The organism is Rhodococcus sp. 15-2388-1-1a (genome assembly GCF_002259145.1).
GTDB lineage: Bacteria > Actinomycetota > Actinomycetes > Mycobacteriales > Mycobacteriaceae > Rhodococcoides.
Genome location: NZ_NPFP01000046.1, coordinates 182,314 through 202,037, shown reverse-complemented (window position 1 = coordinate 202,037; position 19,724 = coordinate 182,314). Strand labels below are relative to the sequence as shown.

Sequence of the window (19,724 nt, the reverse complement as noted above, 5' to 3'; positions counted from 1 at the left end):
AAGTTCCACTCACATGCTCCGAAGGAGCTCCTCTATGGACGTCGTGATCGGACAGTTGTTCACCGGCCTGTCGATCGGATCCATTCTTCTCCTCGCCGCCCTCGGGCTCTCACTGACGTTCGGTCAGATGGGCGTCATCAACATGGCGCACGGCGAGTTCATCATGGCCGGTTCGTACACGGCCTACGTGGTGCAGCAGATCGTCTCCACCGGCGGCGCATCACTGTTCATCTCTCTGATCGTCGGCTTCCTCGTCGGTGGTGCCATGGGAGTGTTGTTGGAGGTCACGCTGATTCAGCGCATGTACCACCGACCACTCGACACCCTGCTCGTCACGTTCGGCGTCGGACTCATCCTGCAGCAGCTCGCTCGCGACATCTTCGGAGCGCCGGCGGTCAACGTCGTGTCCCCGGGATGGCTGACCGGTGGCGTCGACATCCTCGGTGCCGTGGTGCCCAAGACCAGAATCTTCATCCTCGTCCTCGCGGTCGTCGCCGTTGTCGCGCTGTCGATCGCATTGAAGAAGACCGCGATGGGTCGACGCATCCGCGCGGTGGTCCAGAACCGCGATCTCGCGGAGACCTCGGGCATCTCGAGCCGCAGGACCGACATCTCGACGTTCTTCCTCGGCTCCGGTCTCGCCGGTGTCGCAGGCGTCGCGCTCACCCTGATCGGTTCCACCAGTTCCACTGTGGGACAGAGCTATCTGATCGACGCCTTCCTGGTGGTCGTCGTCGGCGGCCTCGGCCAGATCAAGGGTGCGGTCATCGCGGCCTTCGCACTCGGAATCCTCAACTCGTTCATCGAGTACAGCACCACCGCGTCGATCGCCAAAGTCATCGTGTTCGTGCTCATCGTGATCTTCCTGCAGGCCCGCCCGCAGGGCTTGTTCGCCGTCAAGACAAGGAGCCTGGTATGAGCGAGTTCATCGCCAAGCGCGGCGCTCTGCTGGGATTCGCGCTCGCCGCGATTCTGTTGTTCGCCGTCGCTCCGGCCGTCCTCAGCGACTTCCGGCTGAACCTGCTGGGCAAGTTCATCTGTTACGCCATCGTGGCCGTCGGAATCGGATTGGCATGGGGGCGTGGCGGAATGCTCACCCTCGGGCAGGGTGTCTTCTTCGGCATCGGTGCCTACATCATGGCCATGCACCTGAAGATCTCCGACGCCGATCTGCGTGGTGACGACGTACCGGACTTCATGTCGATCGCCGGAATTCGCGAACTGCCCTCGTACTGGGTGCCGTTCACCTCGCCGATCACCACGATCCTGGGCATCCTGTTCGTGCCGGCCCTGGTGGCACTGGTGCTCGGTCTCGGCGTGTTCAAGCGTCGAGTCAAGGGCGCGTACTTCGCGATCCTCAGCCAGGCACTCGCCGCCGCGTTCGCCATTCTGCTCATCGGGCAGCAGAGCACCGGTGGATCAAACGGTCTCAACAGGTTCCGCACGTTCTTCGGGTTCAACCTCAACGACCCTGCGAACAAGCAGATGCTGTTCTTCATCGCCGCAGGCGTACTGCTCGTCGTCGTCGCCATCACCCGCCAGCTGATGTACTCGCGCTACGGCGAGCTGTTGGTGGCGGTGCGCGATCAGGAGGAGCGGGTGCGGTTCCTCGGGTACGACCCCGCCAACGTCAAGATCGTGGCCTACGTGGCCGCCGCGTTCTTCGCGGGTCTCGCGGGCGCACTGTTCGTTCCGATCGTCGGCATCATCTCCCCCAACGACGTCGGCATCGTCCCGTCCATCGCGTTCCTCATCGGTGTCGCGATCGGCGGTCGCACCACCCTGCTCGGCCCGGTCCTCGGCGCGCTCGGCGTCGCCTGGGCCCAGACCACACTGTCCGAGCAGTTCCCGTCGGGCTGGACGTATGCGCAGGGTCTGCTGTTCGTGGTGGTCGTCGGGTTCTTCCCCGCCGGTATCGCGGGACTGTTCGCGCTGCGCAAACGAAAGAAGGAATCCGAACCGGTTCCCGAACCGAGCGAAGAGCCAGAGAAGGAACTGACGCGATGATCCATGTCGAAGGTCCGCAGCCCACGTTCGGCGGCAACGCCGGCATGTCGAGTCAGTACCTCGAAGTACGCGACCTGACAGTCAGTTTCGACGGTTTCAAGGCCAACACCAACGTCGATCTGACGCTGATGCAGGGCGATCTACGCTTTCTCATCGGACCCAACGGTGCCGGCAAGACCACGCTGATCGACGCCATCACCGGCCTCGTCCCGGCGACCGGCTCGGTCACCAAATCCGGAGTGGAACTGCTGGGCAAGAAGGTGCATCAGATCGCCCGCCTCGGCATCGGCCGAACCTTCCAGACCGCCAGCATCTTCGAGAATCTGACGGTGCTGCAGAACCTGGACATCGCCGCCGGATCCGGACGATCGGTGCTGACGATGTTGCGTCGTCGCGGATCGGTGCTGCCTGCCATCGAGGAGGCTCTCGAGACCATCGGTCTGACGGCCGAGCGTGACAAACCCGCGGGAATTCTCGCGCACGGTCAGAAGCAGTGGCTCGAGATCGGAATGCTGTTGGTGCAGAACGCCGATGTGCTTCTACTCGACGAGCCGGTCGCCGGAATGAGTCACGAGGAACGCGAGGAGACAGGTCAGCTGCTGCAACGCATCGGCGGTGAGCGGACCGTAGTGGTGGTGGAGCACGACATGGACTTCATGCGCATGTTCGCCACCTCGGTGACGGTGTTGGCTGCCGGACGCGTTCTGGCCGAGGGCACCGTGGCCGAGGTACAGGCCGATCCGAAGGTCCAAGAGGTCTATCTCGGCACCGCAGCGGCGGGCGAGGAACTCGAACAGATCGCAGAAGAAGGAGCCGGTCATGCTTGAACTGGTCGATGTGCGTACCGGTTACGGCCGCAGCGAGGTGATTCACGGTGCGTCGCTGACGGTTCCGGCCGACGGTGTGGCCGCGGTGATGGGACACAACGGCGCGGGCAAGACCACTCTGCTGCGAGCAGCGGTCGGATTGCTCAAGGTCAATTCCGGCAAGGTCATGTTCGACGGTGAGGACGTGAGCGCGTTGCGTCCCAGCGCCCGCGTCGCCCGCGGACTCGCGTACGTGCCCCAGGGTCAACAGTCGTTCGGCCAGTTGACCACGGCCGAGAATCTGCAGGTCGTCGCCGACGGCCGCAAGCGCGGTAAAGCTCTCGTCGACGAGGCACTCGATCTCTTTCCGGCGTTGAAGGAATTGCTCGGTCGCAGAGCGGGATTGCTCTCGGGCGGTCAGCGCCAGCAGCTCGCGATCGCGCGGGCACTGATCACCGAACCGCGGATGTTGATCCTGGACGAGCCGACCGAGGGCATCCAGCCGTCGGTCGTCGCCGAGATCGAACGCACCGTCATCGAACTCACCCGACGCGGAGGCCTCGGAGTGTTGTTGGTGGAACAGCACATCGGCTTCGCCCTCGAGTCGGCACAGAACTACTACATCCTCGAGGCCGGCCGCATCACGTCCACCGGCGTGGGCGGAGCCGAGTCCGAGGCGGACGTCCGCGCAGCCATGGCAATCTGACCGGACACATCGTGCCGCGCAAGGACCTTCGCGAGAAGGTCTATTCGTCACTGCGCCGAGATCTGATCTCCGGTGCCATCAGCTCCACGGAACGGCTCGGCGAGGAGCGTCTCGCCGAGCTGTACGGTGTCTCGCGCACTCCGGTGCGCGAGGCACTGGCGCGGTTACAGGCCGACGGCCTCGTCACCCGCGACGACGCCGGGCTGCACGCCTATCGTCCGCGACTGAGCGACCTGCCCGATCTCTACGAGCTGCGGGCCACCCTCGAAGCCCGCGGCATCACTCGCTCGATGTCCCACCCGGTCGATCGATCGTCGCTCTCGAACCTGTTGGACACCTGGATCGGCTTGCGCGCCGATCCTCCCGGGACCACCGACGATCTGGTGTCGCTCGACGAGAACTTCCACGTCACCTTGTTGGCCGCGTCGGGCAATCCGGCTCTGACCGAGGCGCTGTGCACCGTCAACGCCAAGGTGCGTCCGGTTCGGATACTCGGCGGACTCGACGCCGCCGCCGTCGTCTCGGCGATCGATCAACACATCGACATCGTCGAACGCGTGCTCGCCGGGACCCTGGACTCGGCACTGGAACTGCTACTGGCTCACATCGATTCCTCACGCGATCGAGTGCTGGAGCGGGCCGAGCAAGCTGCGGCGCTGGCGGGAGCCGTCCGAATCTGACGCGTCAGGCGCGACCCGAGAGAATCCGATCGATGTCGTCGAGCACGGTCTGCCCACCCATGGGCCCGACACCGGTGATCCAGTACGACAGATCCACCGCGTGTGGATTCAGCAGAACCGCCGCATTGGCGGTGATCGACGCCGGAATCGCTGCGGGATCCGATGGGTCCGAGGCGGTGACGACGATCAGATCCGCGGCCGCTTGAGCCGCCAGCTCGGGCGAGAGGTCGACCGAGATCTCGTCGGCCCATTCCGGCCTCGGCGGAGTGGTGAAGCCTGCGCATTCGAGGGTGCTCCCGGCGAACGAGGACGGCCCGTACAGGGTCAGTTCGCCGGCGCGTGGACGAATCAATTGTGCTGTCTTGCCGGCGGTGTCGAATTTCTCGGCGATCTCGGCACACCGGTCGTCGTACGCGGTCAGCAGTTTCTCCGCGTCGTCCTGCTTGCCGAGGGTGCGTCCGACGAACCTGACGTTCTCGCGCCACGGATCGGATTGGGATGCCATGAACACCGTCGGCGCAATGGCGGTGAGTTGGTCGTAGTACTCGGCATGTCGAGTCTCCGTGCCCAGGATGAGATCCGGCTGCAGGGCCGCGATGTCCTCGATGGTCGGTTCGGCAACCGTACCGACCATCGCGATGTCCGCGGCTTCGGTACCGAGGTACGACGGCACGCCGCTCGCCTCGCTGAGCACTGCGGTACCGACGGGCACGACCCCGAGGGCGACGGTGGTGTCGAGCTCGACCGGCTCGAGGGTGACGACGCGCAGCGGGGTCTCGGGAACGTCGACCGTTCCCCGGACGGTCTCGATCGATCGCGTCGCGCTGCCTGCGCCGTCGGAGACTGCGTCGGTGGACGAACACGCCGACGCAGTCACCCCGAGGGCGGCGATGGTGAGGGCGAGGGCCATGATGCGGGCATTGGACTTCGTCAAGGGTCCTCCGAGGGGAAACTGTGCAGAATTACAAGGAGGTTAGCCTATCCTTCTGTGTCCCGGTGACGTCCGGCCGGGCAGTCGGTACGGTGTGGCTGTGACCACACCACGCATTCCGTCCGGTACCGCCAAAACCCTCGGGCCCATCAATTGGGTCATCTGCAAGGTGATCGCCAAAGGTGCTGGGGTGCCCAATCCTCACTTGTTCACCACCCTCGGACGCACCGGTGGTCTCTACCGAGCCTGGCTGTTCTACAGCGGCCATCTGATGCCCGGCGGGAAGATCTCGCGCAAGGAAACCGAAATGGTGATCCTGCGCGTAGCGCACCTCCGCGATTCCGCGTACGAGATGGACCACCACATCCGCCTCGGCAAGCGAGCGGGCATCGACCGGGATCTGCTCGAGCTGATCAAGACCGGACCCGACGCACCGGGACTCTCGACGCGGTATCGAATCATTCTGACCGCGGTCGACGAACTCATCGCCACCAAGATTCTCTCCGACGCGACCTGGAATCAACTGGCCACCCAGTTCGACGAGCGGCGTCTCATCGAATTCGTCCTGCTGGCCACCCAATACGACGGCCTGGCAACCACTCTCGCGACCCTGCGGGTCGAGCGGGATTACGGCGACCGGCCACCACGCCCGTGAGCGAGTCGGCCGAGACCGCGCTGCACCGCGCGCTCGCCATGATCGAGCCGACGACGCTGCGCGGGCTGGCGCGCACCGACGGCGGCTACGTAGAGCTGCTGCCGGACGTGCCCGCACCGAACCCGTCGCCGGCCAGTATCGCGATGAACAATCGTGTGGTGGCAGCGATCTACGAAAGACTGTGGCGGCCGTTCGGGGTATCCATGATGGGCATCGCGGGCATGTCGATGGCGGCCGAGCGCGCCAAAGCCGTTGCCGACCTCAGATTGCACGGCCCCCAGCGCGTGCTCGACGTCGCCTGCGGCCCCGGCAACTTCACCAAGTTTCTCTCCGACGCTCTCACCGACGACGGCCTCGCCGTCGGGTTCGACATATCCGAGGCGATGATCGCCCGTGCCGTGGCGGACAATCGAGGACCGCGTGCGGCGTACGTACGCGGAGACGCTGCCCATCTGCCGTATTCGGACGACACTTTCGACGCCGTATGCTGCTACGCCGCACTGTATCTCGTTCCGAAGCCCATGACAGTGCTGGACGAATTGATTCGCGTCGTCCGCCCGGGTGGACGCATTGCGATCATGACCAGCTGCGAGCCTCGTCCGGCCCCGCTGGGCACAGTCGTCGGCTTCGGAACCGGCCTGGCGGGCGTGCGGATGTTTCCGAAGAACCTGTTCGTCGACGTGTTCGAGGCATCGGGACTGGCCGAGATTCAGCAAGACGTCCGGGGACTGGCCCAGTTCGTCAGTGCCACGAAACGATAACGGGCAGAGACGAACCTACGAGCTGGTACTGCTGTTCTTCGCCAGTTTCCTACCGGCCGCCGAGCCGAGCCGGTTGAGCGGAGCCAGTAGGTCCTGGTACCGCGGACCGACGACGCGCGGAATCAGATCGAAGGCACGGGCATCGGGGCCGATCAGAACACGAGGCCTGTTTCGTTCCACTCCTGCAAGTATCACCTTGGCGGCTCTCGTCGGGGTGGTGAGCGCGATCTGCTGGAAGCGTCGCGAGGCCTCGTCAGGAGTGCCGAGATCCTCCATTCCGCGGGCGTTGGCGACGATGTTGGTCTTGATCCCACCGGGGTGCACGCACGTGACGCCTACGGGATGGCGAGCGACCTTCATTTCCTGACGCAACGCCTCGGTGAAGCCGCGGACGGCGAACTTCGCCGAGTTGTACGCACTCTGACCGGGGATACCCATCAGGCCGAACACGCTCGAGACATTGACGAGATGACCTTCCCCGGAGTCGATCAACGCCGGCAGAAAAGCCTTGGTGCCGTTGGCAACCCCCCAGAAGTCGATGTTCATGACCCACTCGAAGTCGTCCCAGGTCATGTCCACCACATCTGCGCCCAGTGCAACGCCGGCGTTGTTCGCCACGAAGTTGACCCGTCCGAATTCGCCGATGACGGCGTCGGCATGCGAGTACACCGCAGCCCGGTCCGATACGTCCAGCTCGTACGGCACCGTGCGCGCTCCGATCTTCTCGCACAGAACCACGGTCTCCCCGAGCCCTTCACCGTCGATGTCGGACAGCGCAAGCTGCGCTCCACGGTTCGCCAGATTCAGCGCGAGGGCTCGGCCGATTCCCGAACCCGCACCGGATACGACGGCTACCTTGTTCTCGAAATTCTTCATGTGCGCACTTCTTCCGCGTTCTGTTCGTCGGTTCCGACTCCGGTCAGTCTCCACAGCGCCGAGGTGAGGGTGCCGTCGAGCATCCCGGCCGAATCCAGGAAGGCGACGGTGTCCGCGGCGTCCCGACGTCTGATCTCGGATCGCCGACACCGCGACGCGAACGCGCCTCGAGCAGGACTGATGCCGATGGATCGGTACACTTCGAACGACACTCCGAGACGGAGAATCACGTTGGCCAGCAGAGCGAGCAGCACACGGTTGTACGCGCGAGCCACCGCATTCGAGTTACTCTGTGCAGCAATCACTTCCGATCGAGCGGCCGCAAAACGATCGGCGCTCCCGAGCCCATGGATCTTCACGGCCTGTCGAACGTGGGGTTCGATATCGGGGTCGGTCACCGCACCGGCCATCGACCGGGCGAAGGTCTCCTCGACCAACAGGATGGACGCGTGCGATGCTGCACCCAGCGGTAGAAAGCCCAACAGCTTGGCGGCCGTGGTCGTGCCCCGCGGGGGCTTGTAGGGCGGAACTTCCGTGGCGCGAACCAGCCGTCCGAAGGTGATCGTGGTCCGCGAACCGCCTGCAACCTCGTCGAGAGCATTGCGCGAATCGGTGCTGTTGAGCCCCTCCTCCGCTACCCGCCTGAGCTGGTTGCCGATCAGCATGGCCGACAGATACGACACCGTGCTCCATCTGCTCACTGCCTCGTGCAGAGCCAAGGTACGCCGATCCTGCTCGGCCAACCTGCCCCACAGTCGGGTCCCGTACATCGTCACCGAGTCTCGCGGCAACGCCGACGCCTCACTCTGCCAAGGCGATTCCCAGTCGATGTCGACATGCGGATCGTACTGGACCGCCGACGAGCGTTGGCTCATGCCAGATCGTCCGGCATGGCGCGGGTCATCTTCCACAGGCGCCTGGTGACGACACCGTCGCACATGCCTGCATCGGCGAAGAAACGAATCATGGGCTCGGAGAAGAACTGCATGTTGGTCTTGTAGGTGGGACTGGCCATTGCAGTGACGATCCCGCGAATGGGATTGATGCCGACGGATCTGTACACGCGCGGATTGATCAGTGCGAGGTACGTGAAGTTGGCGATCGTCGCAAGGATGACGCGGTGGACCGCACGATTGACTCGATTCGTCGATTGCATCGCGCGCACCATTTCTTCACGGGCGTAGGTGATGTGACGCGATTCCTCGATCACGTGGATCCGCATCATCTGGCGTAGGTGTGGCTGCATTTCTGGATCGTTCTGCGCTTCTCGCTGCGCCCGATCGAGGACCTCCTCGATGAGAAGAGTCCCGCCGTACGTGGCCGGTCCGAGAGGGACGAACTGACCGATCTTCGCAATGACGAGTCCCACTCTGGGCATCAGGTAGGGCTTCAAGCCCGCCTTCTCGATCAACTTTCCGAACATGATCGAGTGGCGCGATTCTTCGCCGACCTCGGCTATCGAGTACATCGAATGATCGGAGAACGTGCCTTTGCCGAACACCCGAAGCAGATTTGCACTGAGAAAACCCTCGGCGTAGATACCGAACGAGAGAATGCTGACGATCTCGTGTCGCCCCAGTTCACGACGCTGCTCCTCGGAAAGCTTGTCCCACAGCTTGGTTCGGTACAGCGAGGTTCGATGTTCGGGCATCCAGCGCATTCCGTCGACCACAGGAGCATCCCAGTCGATGTCGACCTCGCCGTCGTAGAACTTGTCGGCCGTCGACTTCAGCAGGCGACGGGCCGTCTTCTCGCGAGGTCCGACGGTCCGCGCCCGGGTGGCAGACAAGTCCTCAGTCGCCAGTGCAGCGCGCCTCGACACCCCCGCGTCACTGCCCCGGTCACTTACAAGTGCACGCTTCACAACCGATCCCCCCTCGCGATCGACGACTCCCCCGAGACTTCGACTGACCAGAACTCACGGTAGCCGGTACCGGCGGTAGTGGGTATTGTACAAAGTGTGGTTCACGTCACCGGACGTGTCAACCCCGAGGAGAGTCGATACGTGTCCCACTGCAAGAAGATCGATGCGCGCACCGAGCGCTGGCGAGAGCACCGACTTCACGTGCGGCGAGAGTTGGTCGCCGCCGCTTTGATCGCGATCGATATACACGGCCCGAACGTCAGCATGGGCGATATAGCGAAGGTGGCCGGGACGGCCAAGCCCAAGCTGTATCGACATTTTGCCGACCGGTCCGATCTGCATACGGCAATAGTCCAGAACGTCCAGGACATGTTGTGGGACCGGATCATGAGCACCGTCGACCTGTTCGAGGATTCCGTCGCCGATCTCATCGATCGCAGCGTCGCCGGTTACGCGGCGGTTGTCGTAGAACATCCCAACCTGTTCCGGTTTCTGGTCCACGGCCACTTCCTGAGTCGGTCCAGCGACCGCACGACTCCACGGCGCACCGCAGGTGACCCAGCGTTGGATTCCACTCGTGCCGCATCCGACATGGTGGCCCGAATATTGGCCGACGCCATTCAGGAACCCGCCGTGGACAATTCGACCGTCGAGATGGTGTCCTACTCGACGTTCGGAGCGATGGCAACCGCAACGGACTGGTGGCTCGGTAGCTCCGACGACCACGAATCCACCATGACCATCGAAGTATTCACCGCGCATCTGGCGGCCATCGTGCGAGGACTCGTCGAGTCTTCCAGCGCGCTCCTCGGCATCCGCATCGAATCCGACCGACCCATTCATCTCGCGTTCGTTCGTGACCAGGAGTGCACCTGTGAGTGATCTTTCCGGTAAGCCCGATTTCCGCGGCCCGGCAACTCTGACTTTCGAGTCCCCTCCCGCCGAGTTCGAGGTGCAGATCGATCTGCGCGGGCACTCCCAACCCATCGACGGCATCTTCCGCTGGTACGGCCGCGTCCGGCCACACGAGGCACTGCAGGGGTTCATGGAGGCTGCAGGCAGCAGCCGCAAGGGCAGACTGAGCACCGACAGCGGTGAGGTGCCCGTCCTGGTGAGCGACGTGGACTTCTGGGGCCGATACCGAGTGCAGGGCACCGGGATGCCGCCGTATCCGCTCGAGCCACAAACCGATTTCGGCAGCGAGCCCGACGACGTTCTCGCGCATTCCCTCGAGGACCGGGCACTCGATCGTGCCGCCGAGCTGCTCGAACCCGAATTTCGTACAGCGGCAGTCACCACCGACGGCTATGTGGAACTGCTCGGCGGTACTCCTGCCCCGTCACCGACGGCTGCGAGTCGAGCCATGAACAACCCTCTGGTGGCCTCGATCTACGAAAAGCTCTGGCGCCCTGCCGGTGCCGCCATGATGGGAGTGGGCGGCATCTCGATGTCCGCCGAACGCGCCAAAGCCGTCGACGACCTACGGCTGTCCGGAGGCATGAAGGTACTGGACGTGGCAGCGGGACCGGGAAACTTCACCAGGTACCTCTCCGACCACCTGAGCGGTGACGGCATCGCCATCGGGTTCGACATCTCCGAGCAGATGATCGAACGTGCCGTTCGCGACAACCGCGGCCCACACGCCGCCTACATGCGCGGTGATGCGCAGTCACTTCCGTTCGCCGACAACACATTCGACGCCGTCTGCTGCTTCGCTGCCCTGTACCTGATTCCGAACCCACTGGCCGTCGTCGACGAACTCGTTCGGGTTCTCCGTCCGGGCGGTCGAATCGCGATCATGACCAGTTACGGCCGCGAGGCCGCTCCGGTGAAGTCGGTACTGGGAGCGGTGTCGGGCCGCATCGGGGTCCGCATGTTCGACAAGGATCAGTTCACGTCGATCTTCGAGCAGTGCGGCATGACCGAGATCGAGCAGGAAGTACGCGGCCTCGCGCAGTTCGTCAGCGCCACCAACGCCCACTGACGAAGTCTCAGGTCTTGGGTCCGTAGTCGCTGACGATCCACTGCCCATCCTGATCGGTGACCGTCACCAGCAGAAGGTTGGGAACCTTGCCGGGGTCGGGCTGCTGAACGTTCTGCGTCGTCTGTTGAGCGAACACCGCCACCTTGTACTCGCCGCCGGACTCGGAATCGATTGCTGCCGAAAGGACCTCGCCGGTCGCCACCACCTGCGACTCGTTCATGATCGCCGTGAGCGCCTCGCGAACCCCGTCGTACCGGTCCTGCAGGGACTGCGACGCCCCTTGGTCGACACCCTCGAAGAAGGCGTCGAGGTTGCGGTAGTCGTAGGTCAACGACCGCGCGGTGTACTCGGTCGCCGTGTTCACCGCCATCTGCCGGTCCTGTTCTTGTTCACGCTCGGCAGCCAGATCGCCTGCTGCAGAATGCCACAGCACGCCGAAGACCACCGCAAGCACCACACCCGGTACTGCTGCGATGACCACCGGCCACCGAATCCGGCGACGTCTGGAGTTCTCGGGCACTGGTGCTGCCGTGCCCTCGAGCTCAGCTGCCTTCTCCTCTGGCACTGTTGTTTTCGCCTCGGCTGCGCCTGTCTCGACCATGAGGGGGTAACTCCAATCAGTTCGGAATTTCTACGGAAAGTTTCGCCGGCCCGCCGGCAGGAAAGACGGTCTGCAGTACGTCGACGATGGACCCGGCGTCGACCCGCATCGGCTTGATGGGTGCGGTGTAGGGCTTGAGAAGCGTTGCGATGAGGGCGAGATCGGGTGACAAGGGCGTCAGGTACTGATCGATCTTCGGAGTGATCTGCCCGAGTGGGTCGTCCCAGACATCCGCGCCGACGTACGAGTACTTGTTGAAGCCCTCGAGCAAGTTGGCCACCCCCTCACCCGTCGCGCCGACCCACGGTGCCGCGTCGGTCATGACCGGACCGTATCCGTATGCGTTGCGACCCGCCTGCTGAGCGTTGTCGTACAGTCGCCGAATTTCGCCGCTCTTGTCTCGCAACGTTGCGGCCAGGAATCGGAATGCATCGACCAGACGGTCGACGTCGCCTTCACGACCGTCGACTGCGGCCGACGCGGTTTCCGTCAGTCCTTTCAGTGCGTTCGTATCGAGTTGCGAGGCAAGGGCATCACCCAGGTTCAGCGCCTCACTGACGGTGACCGATGCGCGAACCTGCTCGCTGCCGAGTGCATCTCCGTCCGTGAGGTACGGCCCTCCGGTGCTTCGAGGGCGCAGATCGAGGTACTGCTCGCCTGCGGCAGAAAGGTTCGCTACGACCACCTCGGAATCTGCAGGAATGCGATGGTCTGCATCGAGACCGAGAGTGACGTCCAACCCGCCCGGTACCACGGTGATCGATTCGACCCGACCGACCTGGATCCCGCGTGAGGTGACCTGAGAGGTGTCCATCAGTCCGCCGGAGGACTCCATCCGAACCACGACATGGTTCGTCGTTCGGGTCGGATCGATGTCGAGGACACCGACAGTCAAGTAGCCGACGCTGACGACCGTCATCACCACGAGCGCGACGAGCGAGACCAGTGTGCCCGGTTTCATCGGACGATTCCTATCCCGCGCAGTATCCCGATCATGTCGTCTGCGCGCGCAGTCGGCCCTCCGTCTGCAGACACCGACCGCACGGCGATGTTCGGCGTCGACTGGAAGTACGGGATCAAGCGCTCTCTGAGCAGGGTGTTGGCCTTGTCCACGTTCATCGGCACGGACGAGTCGGCATTCGCGATGGTGATCAACGCCGGCGCGATGATGTCCACAGCATCCTTCAGCTCCGGGTACGGGCCGGACAGCACGTCCCCTACGTGCTGTGACATGTACCCGAGGCTGAAGATCATGTGGACGACGCTGAACAGAACCTCGGACAACCCTCCCGATCGTCTCGGGCCGAGCTCGAGGACGCGCTCGACTCCATCGCGTTGTGTCACAACAGTATTCGAGACACTTTCCGCGGCCCCGAGTATCCGATCGATTTCCCCGGTGTTGTCGCCGATATCGGTGAGCGCGGCCCTCGCTGCTAGGTTGATCTTGTCGACCTCTGCCTGATCGGGAGGAATCGCGGCGTTGACGTTGTTCACCGCTTCCTGCAGTTGGACGTAATGGCCGCCGGTCACGATGTTCGACAGTCCGCGCAGCACGTCCTCGACATTGTCCGCAGGAACGGTTCGTTCCACGGGAATGACGTCACCGTCGCGAAGGTAGGGCCCGCCGGAGCTCGATGCCGAGCTCGATCCCGCGCCGGACGAATCGGCCGGTGGCTGAAGCGAGATGTAGATCTCGCCCAGAATCGACGACTGTCGAAGTTCGGCGACGGTATCGGTGGGTAGCTGAACATCGGCGGACAGGTCCACCGTCGCCACAGCGGTCGAACCCACCAACTCGACGGTGTCGAGAACACCCGCATCGACGCCCTCGACGATGACCTTCGCCTTCTCCGGAAGATTGAGCACGCTCGCGAATTCGATTCGTAGGGAGTACTCGTCGCCGGCGACGTAGCTACCGGGTATCGGAAGGTCGGCCGGATCGATGCTGCACGCCGACAGCAACGCAACACAGCACAGGCCGGTGAGCACGCGCCTCATCGCCATCCCGCCGAACCGAGGATCAGCTGCACCAATCCGACATCGATGACGTCGCCTCGCTGCTGGTCCGCCGAGCAGGTCGGTCTGTACTTGTTGAGCAGAGCGCAGACCTCGTTGGGAGAGTTGGTGTCGATCTCGAATTGCGGCGGGTGATAGATCACGCGCCCGCTCTTGGAATCGTCGTCGTACATCGTCATCAAGTTCTCGCCTATGGTCGGCACCTGTTCGAGGATGTCCTTGATATCGCCCACCCGCCCGAGCAGTACATCGACCACCGGCACCACCTGGTCGAGAAATGCGTAGACCTTGTCGTCGTACTTCGCGACGTTGCGCGCCAGTGGCGGAATGAACTCGGTCGTCAAAGCGACTGTGGTCCCGAAGGCTTGGGTGAACTCCGACAGCGTGATCATTCCCCGCTTCAGATTGTCGAGCAGCTTCGCCACCTCGGGCCAGCTCACGACGAACGTGTCGATCAGACCGTCGAGATTGTCGATCAGTCGACGCACGGTGGTATCCCGGTCGGCCGGATCGCCGACCAGCTGGGCCAACTGTCGAAGACTGTCATTGAGCTGTTCACCGGAGCCACGCAGCGAACCGTCGAACGAACGCAATGTGTCGCCCAGGATCTGCTCGTGATTGCCCTCGGCGTCCGCCGGACCGAGCAGGTCCGACGCCAGCCCCGACACAGCGTCGAGCGTGTCACTGATCCCCAGCGGTGTTCTGGTGCGCTCCAACGGAATACAGCTCGACCGGTCGAACTCCGGACCGTCGGTGTACGGCTGCGTGAATTCCACGTGGCGGTCGGTGACGATCGAACTCGACAGTGTCACTGCCCCCACCCCGGCGGGCAGCCGGAGGCCACCGTCGACATCCATCGTGACCAGCACCGCGGAGTCGGTGTTCTCGATCTGCGTCACCGTCCCGACGACCACGCCGAGCATCATGACCGAATTACCCTCGTACAGACCGACCGTGTCGGTGAACTCGGCACACATCGGAGAACTGCTCGAGCCGGTGTCGATGACAGCGGTCGCGGACGCGACCGAGCCGACGAGCGTGACGACGACTGCCGCCGCCACGGCGATCCGTATCGATCTGCGATTCATCAGCACACCCTCCCCGGCAACGGAATACACACGCCGACGCCGACGACCGTGTCCTGGGACTGATCGACGACGGGACCTTCACCACCGCCGATCAGGGCGGACAGGCCGTCCGCGCTTTCTTTCATGGTCGTGATCGCCCCGTCGACATCACCGAGCCGAGCGAAGAGCTTCTGCGTGATCTCTTCGAGCTGGACGATCGACGGCTCGAGCCCCTTCTCGAAGGCGACCACGGGGCGGTGGAAGAGCTTGAAGAGTCTGCCGAGGAGGTCGAAGGCACTGACGACCTCTGCGCGCTTGTCGCCGAATCCTTTGGTCAAGGTGCCGAGCTCCCGTACGAGTTCGGTGAGCATGACACGATCGGCGGCCAGCGCACCCACGTATTCGTCCGACACCACGAGCCCACGTTCGAGTTGGTCGGTGCGGGTGGCGATCACGTCGGTGAGCGAGGTCAGATTGTCCACGATGGCACGCGTCGACTGTGGCTGCGCACCGACTGCCCGGTCCAACTCGGCCACCGTCTGTCGCAACGTCGGCCCGTCGATATCGCGGACCAACGGTGTTGCCTGTTGGATCGCGTCGGACAGTTCGTAGGGAAGTTCGACGCGTTCCGGTGGGATCGGTGCCGACCCGAGTTCGTCGTCACCGTGCGAGGTGAGCATCACGTAGTGACCCCCGATGGGAGTCAGCAACTTCACCGTCATGGTCGAGGCGTCGCCCACGAAAACGTCGGAGTCCACGCTGAATTGGACGTCGACATGCGCACCTGCCAGCTGAACCGAGCGCACCGAACCGACCGAGATTCCGGCGATTCTGATGTCGTCGCCGGCCTTCACACCGGCCGCCGAGCCGAACTCCGCGGTGTACGTCCGCTCGCCGAGCGGGATCGTGTACAGCGCAGCCGCAACGAGAACGAGCACCACGGCGAACGCGACACCGACCGCACCCCAGAACGCATGCGTCTTGTTCTCCGACTGCTCGTCGCGAACGCCCTTGCGAACCACGCGTGTCATTTGCACACCACCAAATTTTGTCCGCCGAGCACTATCTGTCCGATACCCGGGATGTCCTGTCGGCCTTGACTGCAGGAGTAGGTCTGGGCACCCGGCTCGGGAATGCTCGCGTTGAGCCCCGTCAGCAGCGACGGGGTGAGCGCGAGCAACTCGGTCACCTGATCGGTCTGCGGTAGCAACCGTCGCCGTGCTCCGTCGACCGGCGCGTAGCTGTTGTCGTACGCATCTTGCAGGCTCTCCAGCAAGCCGACCAGTGGTCCGAGTCCGTAGTTCGCCTGATCCAGCGAGGCCAGCACGCCATCCATCTGAGTGCTCAGCCGCGACACCAGACCGTGCAGCTGCTCGAGGAGATCGGCCACCGCCGCCGACTGTCCGCCGATCGAGTCCGAGATCTGGCCGAGATTGTCGATCAGGAGTCCGATGATCGACTCTCGCTGAACGGCGAACTGGGTGATTCGATCCACGTCGCGGAGCACGGGAGCGAGTCCGGAACCGTCACCCTGCACCATGCGGAGAATGTTCTCCGTGAACTGATTGAGCTGTGCGGTGTCGAGAGTGTCGAAGATCGGCTTGAAGCCGTTGAACAGAGTGGAGATGTCGAACGATGGGATCGTCCGATCGAGCGGTATAGTCTCGTCGGCCGCCAGCGGAGCACCGGAGGCCGCGTCCTTCTGGATCAGCTCGACATACCGCTGCCCCAGGAGATTCTGATAGCGGACCGCCGCCTGTGTGTTGACGAAGATCGGACGCTTGCCCTCGATCTCGAATCCGACTCGTGCGATGGCTCCGTCGAGTTCGACCGACGAGACCTTGCCGATCTGCACCCCGGACATCCGCACGTCGTCACCGACGTACAACCCCGACACATCGTCGAACTCCGCACCGTAGGACGAGAGCGGCCCACTGACCGGGGTTCGAAGAGCAGCGACGATGATCACCGCACATACCGCCGTCACCGTGAAGAAGGCGAGCAGTTTGACCGCCGGGCCGGCTACTTTCTTCACCGGTTCGCCTCCTCGTGTGCGGCAACGGCTCCGGCCAGATTGGGCATGGTCTCGACGATCAGGTCGAGTTGCAACTGTGGCTTCCCGTCGACGACGGGGAAAGCGTCGGAGATGCCGTCGAGCACCTGCGCAACCCGGTTGTAGCTGGGCGCGAACGTGCCGATCGACGCTGTGATGGGCACCAACAGATCCAATACGGTCGACAGCAGCGGAGCCAGGTCCGGGTTGTTCTTCTTCAGCAGGTCGCCCACCGGAACCAACAACTGATCACTGAGGCCGTCGTTGGCCGCGATGGTCCTCGCCCTGTCGGCGGGTGCCTCCACGTACACGCTCTTGTCCACCACTCCCACCACCAGATCGAGCAGGGGCGGGATCAGATTGCCGATTCCCTCACCCAGCTCGGCACCACGATGCAGCTTCCAGGCCAACGGATCGATCTGGTTGTTCGCCATCATCTGTGCAGTGTCGAAGAACGGCTTCAGATTTCGACTCACCTCGACCGACGTGTTCGCCAGGAGATCCAGCAGGTTCTGCACCTGCTGGGTGTCGAGAACCTCGGTGAGCTCGGCGACTCGCCGGAACACTCCGGTCACCGTTGCGCCCCGCAGGTCTCCCGACACTGCGAGAGTCGACTTGTCGGCGAGTCGATTGCCCGTCCCATCCGACAGCAATTCGATTGCCGTGGAACCGAATACGTTCGAGGACGAGAACTGGGCCTGCATGGTGTCGGTGAGCTCGCCTGCCTGACCCGGATCGATCTCGAGTTCCAGTCTCTGATGGCCGAAGCCGACGGTCTCGATCTGGTCGACGGTGCCGATCGAGAGACCACGGAACTTCACCTCCGACCCGGGAGTCAGCCCGTCCCCGACCGACGCCGCATCGAGCGTCAACTCGAAGGGCGAGTCGAAGGCCCCTCGCGCATACGCGGTGAGGCCGCAGGCGAACACGGCCATGGCCACCGCCACCGCCAGCCCGCGCACACGGAGCGCGGCGGGACCGGCCGATCGACCCGTCAGATCGTCGAACACTGCCATCTCTACCCCGAAATCCTTATGCCCGAGTCGAATCCCCACAGGACCAACGTCATGATCATGTCCAGTACCACCACCGCGACGAGGCTGGCTCTGATGGCGCGTCCCGACGCGCGGCCGACACCTTCCGGACCGCCCGAGGCGTAGTAACCCTGATAGCCGTGGATCAGGATGATCGTCACGACGAACACCGCGGCTTTCAGCAGCGAGAAGAGAACGTCGAGCGGCTGCAGGAATGCACTGAAGTAGTGGTCGTAGGTGCCGGACGACTGTCCGCCGACCACGCGAACCACCACGGCGCACGACACGTAGCTCAGAATGAGCGTCAACAGGTAGAGCGGCACGATCGTGACGATTCCCGCGATGACCCTGGTGGTCACGACGAACGGCATCGACTGTATGCCTTGAGCTTCGAGGGCGTCGATCTCTTCCGAGATACGCATGGCACCGATCTCGGCCGTCATCCGGCATCCTGCCTGCGTCGCGAATCCGATGGCCGCGATCATCGGGGCCAGTTCACGAGTACTGGCGTACGCCGAGATGAAACCGGTCAACGGCTCCATCCCCACCATGCCGAGGGAATTGAATCCTTCGATTCCGACGGATGCACCCACCGCGACACCCAGCACGACGAGGACCGACACCGTCCCGCCACCGACGATCAGTTTCCCACTGCCCCAGGTGATGTCGCTGAGGATGAGCAGCATCTGACGCCGATAGGAGCGGACGGTGTGCGGTATGGCGGTGAGTACCTTGACGCAGAACGTCAGTTGATGACCCAACATTTCGAGTACATCGAACGGCCTACGTCCGAGGTACCTGACACTGCGGCTGAGGTGCGCGGTGCCGTGCACGGTGTAGCGAGAAGGAGTTGCCATCTCAGCCCAACTTCTGTGGCATGAACATCGCGACCACCTGCGTGATCACGACGTTGACGGTGAACGCGGACACCACACCGAGCACCACGGAGGCGTTGACCGCGTTCGCGACCCCGCGGGGTCCGTGGGCGGCGGACAACCCGCGATGGCAGGCGACGACGATGACGATGACGCCGAATATCTCGGTCTTCACCAGGGCGACCACGAGGTCCGCCACCGAGGCGAAGGACGCGAACGAGCTGATGTAGCTGCCGGGCGTCCCACCCTGAAACCCGACGTTGATCGCATAGCCTGCGGCCAAGCCCATGAAGATGATGAGGATGCACAGGAACGGTGCCACCAGAAGGATGGCTGCCAGCCGCGGTGCGACGAGTCTGCGAACCGGGTCGATGCCCATCGTCGACAACGCGTCGATCTCGTCACGGATGGTGCGTGCCCCCAGATCGGCAGCGACCGCCGCGCCTGCGGCACCGCCCAACAACAGCGCCGCAACGATCGGGGCACCTTGGCGGATCACCCCGAGGCCACCCGCTGCTCCTGCGATGGACGTCGCGCCGATCTGATCGGTGAGGCTGCCGACCTGGACGGACACGATGACGCCGAAGGGAATGGATACCAGTACTGCTGGAACCACCGTGACGGTGACGACGAACCAGGCCTGGTCGATGGTGTCGCGCCACGGATGACGCAGCGTGACGATATCGCGCGCGAGGTGAACGAAGGCCAGTACGCCCAGCTCCAGAGTTTGACCGAACGTTCTGAATCCACCGGAGACCCCGCCGCTGACGCGTGCGAGCGTCGACATCCGCGACGACAATTCCCCACC

General features: G+C 63.6%; 22 protein-coding genes. 9 read left to right on the top strand and 13 right to left on the bottom strand.

Going from position 1 to position 19,724, the window contains the following annotated elements:
* The first annotated feature begins 34 nt into the window (after positions 1-34).
* The 5 genes from urtB to CH302_RS25805 are packed head-to-tail and all read left to right on the top strand — an operon-like array spanning position 35 to position 4,199.
* On the top strand, positions 35-919 hold the full coding sequence (gene urtB / locus CH302_RS25825; protein WP_037186827.1) for an urea ABC transporter permease subunit UrtB: 885 nt from the start codon (positions 35-37) through the stop codon (positions 917-919).
* Positions 916-2,007: an urea ABC transporter permease subunit UrtC gene (urtC, locus tag CH302_RS25820; RefSeq protein ID WP_037186825.1), complete on the top strand. Its 1,092-nt coding sequence runs from the start codon at positions 916-918 to the stop codon at positions 2,005-2,007. The genes urtB and urtC overlap by 4 nt, the downstream gene beginning before the upstream one ends.
* Positions 2,004-2,834, top strand: coding sequence for an urea ABC transporter ATP-binding protein UrtD (gene urtD, locus CH302_RS25815; protein ID WP_037186823.1), 831 nt, complete (start codon positions 2,004-2,006; stop codon positions 2,832-2,834). The genes urtC and urtD overlap by 4 nt, the downstream gene beginning before the upstream one ends.
* Positions 2,827-3,519: an urea ABC transporter ATP-binding subunit UrtE gene (urtE, locus tag CH302_RS25810; RefSeq protein ID WP_037186821.1), complete on the top strand. Its 693-nt coding sequence runs from the start codon at positions 2,827-2,829 to the stop codon at positions 3,517-3,519. The genes urtD and urtE overlap by 8 nt, the downstream gene beginning before the upstream one ends.
* An 11-nt stretch (positions 3,520-3,530) precedes the next feature.
* Positions 3,531-4,199 (top strand): GntR family transcriptional regulator, encoded by a 669-nt coding sequence (locus CH302_RS25805; protein ID WP_037186820.1) that lies wholly within the window; start codon positions 3,531-3,533, stop codon positions 4,197-4,199.
* A gap of 4 nt (positions 4,200-4,203) precedes the next feature.
* Here CH302_RS25805 and CH302_RS25800 read toward each other — a convergent pair whose 3' ends face one another.
* Positions 4,204-5,133 carry an ABC transporter substrate-binding protein gene (locus CH302_RS25800; protein WP_037186817.1) on the bottom strand — a complete coding sequence of 310 codons (930 nt, stop codon included), beginning with the start codon at positions 5,131-5,133 and terminating at the stop codon, positions 4,204-4,206.
* Positions 5,134-5,224: 91 nt separating this feature from the next.
* Between CH302_RS25800 and CH302_RS25795 the strand changes: the two genes are divergently transcribed.
* Positions 5,225-5,785: a carboxymuconolactone decarboxylase family protein gene (locus CH302_RS25795; RefSeq protein WP_082323448.1), complete on the top strand. Its 561-nt coding sequence runs from the start codon at positions 5,225-5,227 to the stop codon at positions 5,783-5,785.
* On the top strand, positions 5,782-6,546 hold the full coding sequence (locus tag CH302_RS25790) for a class I SAM-dependent methyltransferase (RefSeq protein ID WP_230596127.1): 765 nt from the start codon (positions 5,782-5,784) through the stop codon (positions 6,544-6,546). Before CH302_RS25795 ends, CH302_RS25790 begins: the two co-directional genes overlap by 4 nt.
* Before the next feature lie 15 nt (positions 6,547-6,561).
* Here CH302_RS25790 and CH302_RS25785 read toward each other — a convergent pair whose 3' ends face one another.
* Genes CH302_RS25785 through CH302_RS25775 form a run of 3 tightly spaced genes read right to left on the bottom strand, consistent with a single transcriptional unit; the run spans position 6,562 to position 9,211 of the window.
* Positions 6,562-7,422 (bottom strand): SDR family NAD(P)-dependent oxidoreductase, encoded by an 861-nt coding sequence (locus CH302_RS25785; RefSeq protein WP_037186811.1) that lies wholly within the window; start codon positions 7,420-7,422, stop codon positions 6,562-6,564.
* Positions 7,419-8,297 (bottom strand): diiron oxygenase, encoded by an 879-nt coding sequence (locus CH302_RS25780; RefSeq protein WP_052047269.1) that lies wholly within the window; start codon positions 8,295-8,297, stop codon positions 7,419-7,421. The genes CH302_RS25785 and CH302_RS25780 overlap by 4 nt, the downstream gene beginning before the upstream one ends.
* Positions 8,294-9,211, bottom strand: a complete 918-nt coding sequence (locus CH302_RS25775; protein ID WP_230596126.1) for an AurF N-oxygenase family protein — start codon at positions 9,209-9,211, stop codon at positions 8,294-8,296. The genes CH302_RS25780 and CH302_RS25775 overlap by 4 nt, the downstream gene beginning before the upstream one ends.
* Before the next feature lie 171 nt (positions 9,212-9,382).
* On the opposite strand from CH302_RS25775, the gene CH302_RS25770 reads away from it, so the two are divergent.
* Complete coding sequence (locus CH302_RS25770; protein ID WP_230596125.1) at positions 9,383-10,168, top strand: TetR/AcrR family transcriptional regulator; 786 nt, start codon at positions 9,383-9,385, stop codon at positions 10,166-10,168.
* Entirely contained in the window at positions 10,161-11,270 is a 1,110-nt protein-coding gene (locus CH302_RS25765; protein ID WP_196250532.1) for a DUF4873 domain-containing protein, read from the top strand. Before CH302_RS25770 ends, CH302_RS25765 begins: the two co-directional genes overlap by 8 nt.
* 7 nt (positions 11,271-11,277) lie before the next feature.
* Here the strand turns inward: CH302_RS25765 and CH302_RS25760 are convergent, their stop codons facing one another.
* Genes CH302_RS25760 through CH302_RS25720 form a run of 9 tightly spaced genes read right to left on the bottom strand, consistent with a single transcriptional unit; the run spans position 11,278 to position 19,703 of the window.
* A complete protein-coding gene (locus CH302_RS25760) occupies positions 11,278-11,871 on the bottom strand; it encodes a hypothetical protein (RefSeq protein ID WP_052047267.1) in 594 nt (197 codons plus the stop codon).
* Positions 11,872-11,887: 16 nt separating this feature from the next.
* On the bottom strand, positions 11,888-12,832 hold the full coding sequence (locus CH302_RS25755) for an MlaD family protein (protein WP_037186809.1): 945 nt from the start codon (positions 12,830-12,832) through the stop codon (positions 11,888-11,890).
* Complete coding sequence (locus CH302_RS25750) at positions 12,829-13,869, bottom strand: MlaD family protein (protein ID WP_037188612.1); 1,041 nt, start codon at positions 13,867-13,869, stop codon at positions 12,829-12,831. Before CH302_RS25750 ends, CH302_RS25755 begins: the two co-directional genes overlap by 4 nt.
* Positions 13,866-14,975 (bottom strand): MCE family protein, encoded by a 1,110-nt coding sequence (locus CH302_RS25745; RefSeq protein ID WP_141216731.1) that lies wholly within the window; start codon positions 14,973-14,975, stop codon positions 13,866-13,868. The genes CH302_RS25750 and CH302_RS25745 overlap by 4 nt, the downstream gene beginning before the upstream one ends.
* Positions 14,975-15,985: an MlaD family protein gene (locus CH302_RS25740; RefSeq protein ID WP_037186806.1), complete on the bottom strand. Its 1,011-nt coding sequence runs from the start codon at positions 15,983-15,985 to the stop codon at positions 14,975-14,977. Before CH302_RS25740 ends, CH302_RS25745 begins: the two co-directional genes overlap by 1 nt.
* Positions 15,982-16,989, bottom strand: coding sequence for an MCE family protein (locus tag CH302_RS25735; protein WP_052047264.1), 1,008 nt, complete (start codon positions 16,987-16,989; stop codon positions 15,982-15,984). Before CH302_RS25735 ends, CH302_RS25740 begins: the two co-directional genes overlap by 4 nt.
* Positions 16,986-18,023 carry an MlaD family protein gene (locus CH302_RS25730; RefSeq protein ID WP_037186805.1) on the bottom strand — a complete coding sequence of 346 codons (1,038 nt, stop codon included), beginning with the start codon at positions 18,021-18,023 and terminating at the stop codon, positions 16,986-16,988. Before CH302_RS25730 ends, CH302_RS25735 begins: the two co-directional genes overlap by 4 nt.
* Before the next feature lie 2 nt (positions 18,024-18,025).
* Positions 18,026-18,898, bottom strand: coding sequence for an MlaE family ABC transporter permease (locus CH302_RS25725; RefSeq protein WP_037186804.1), 873 nt, complete (start codon positions 18,896-18,898; stop codon positions 18,026-18,028).
* A gap of 1 nt (position 18,899) precedes the next feature.
* The gene (locus CH302_RS25720; RefSeq protein WP_052047263.1) at positions 18,900-19,703 is read right to left on the bottom strand and encodes an MlaE family ABC transporter permease; all 804 of its coding nucleotides are present in this window, start codon (positions 19,701-19,703) and stop codon (positions 18,900-18,902) included.
* Positions 19,704-19,724 lie beyond the last annotated feature (21 nt).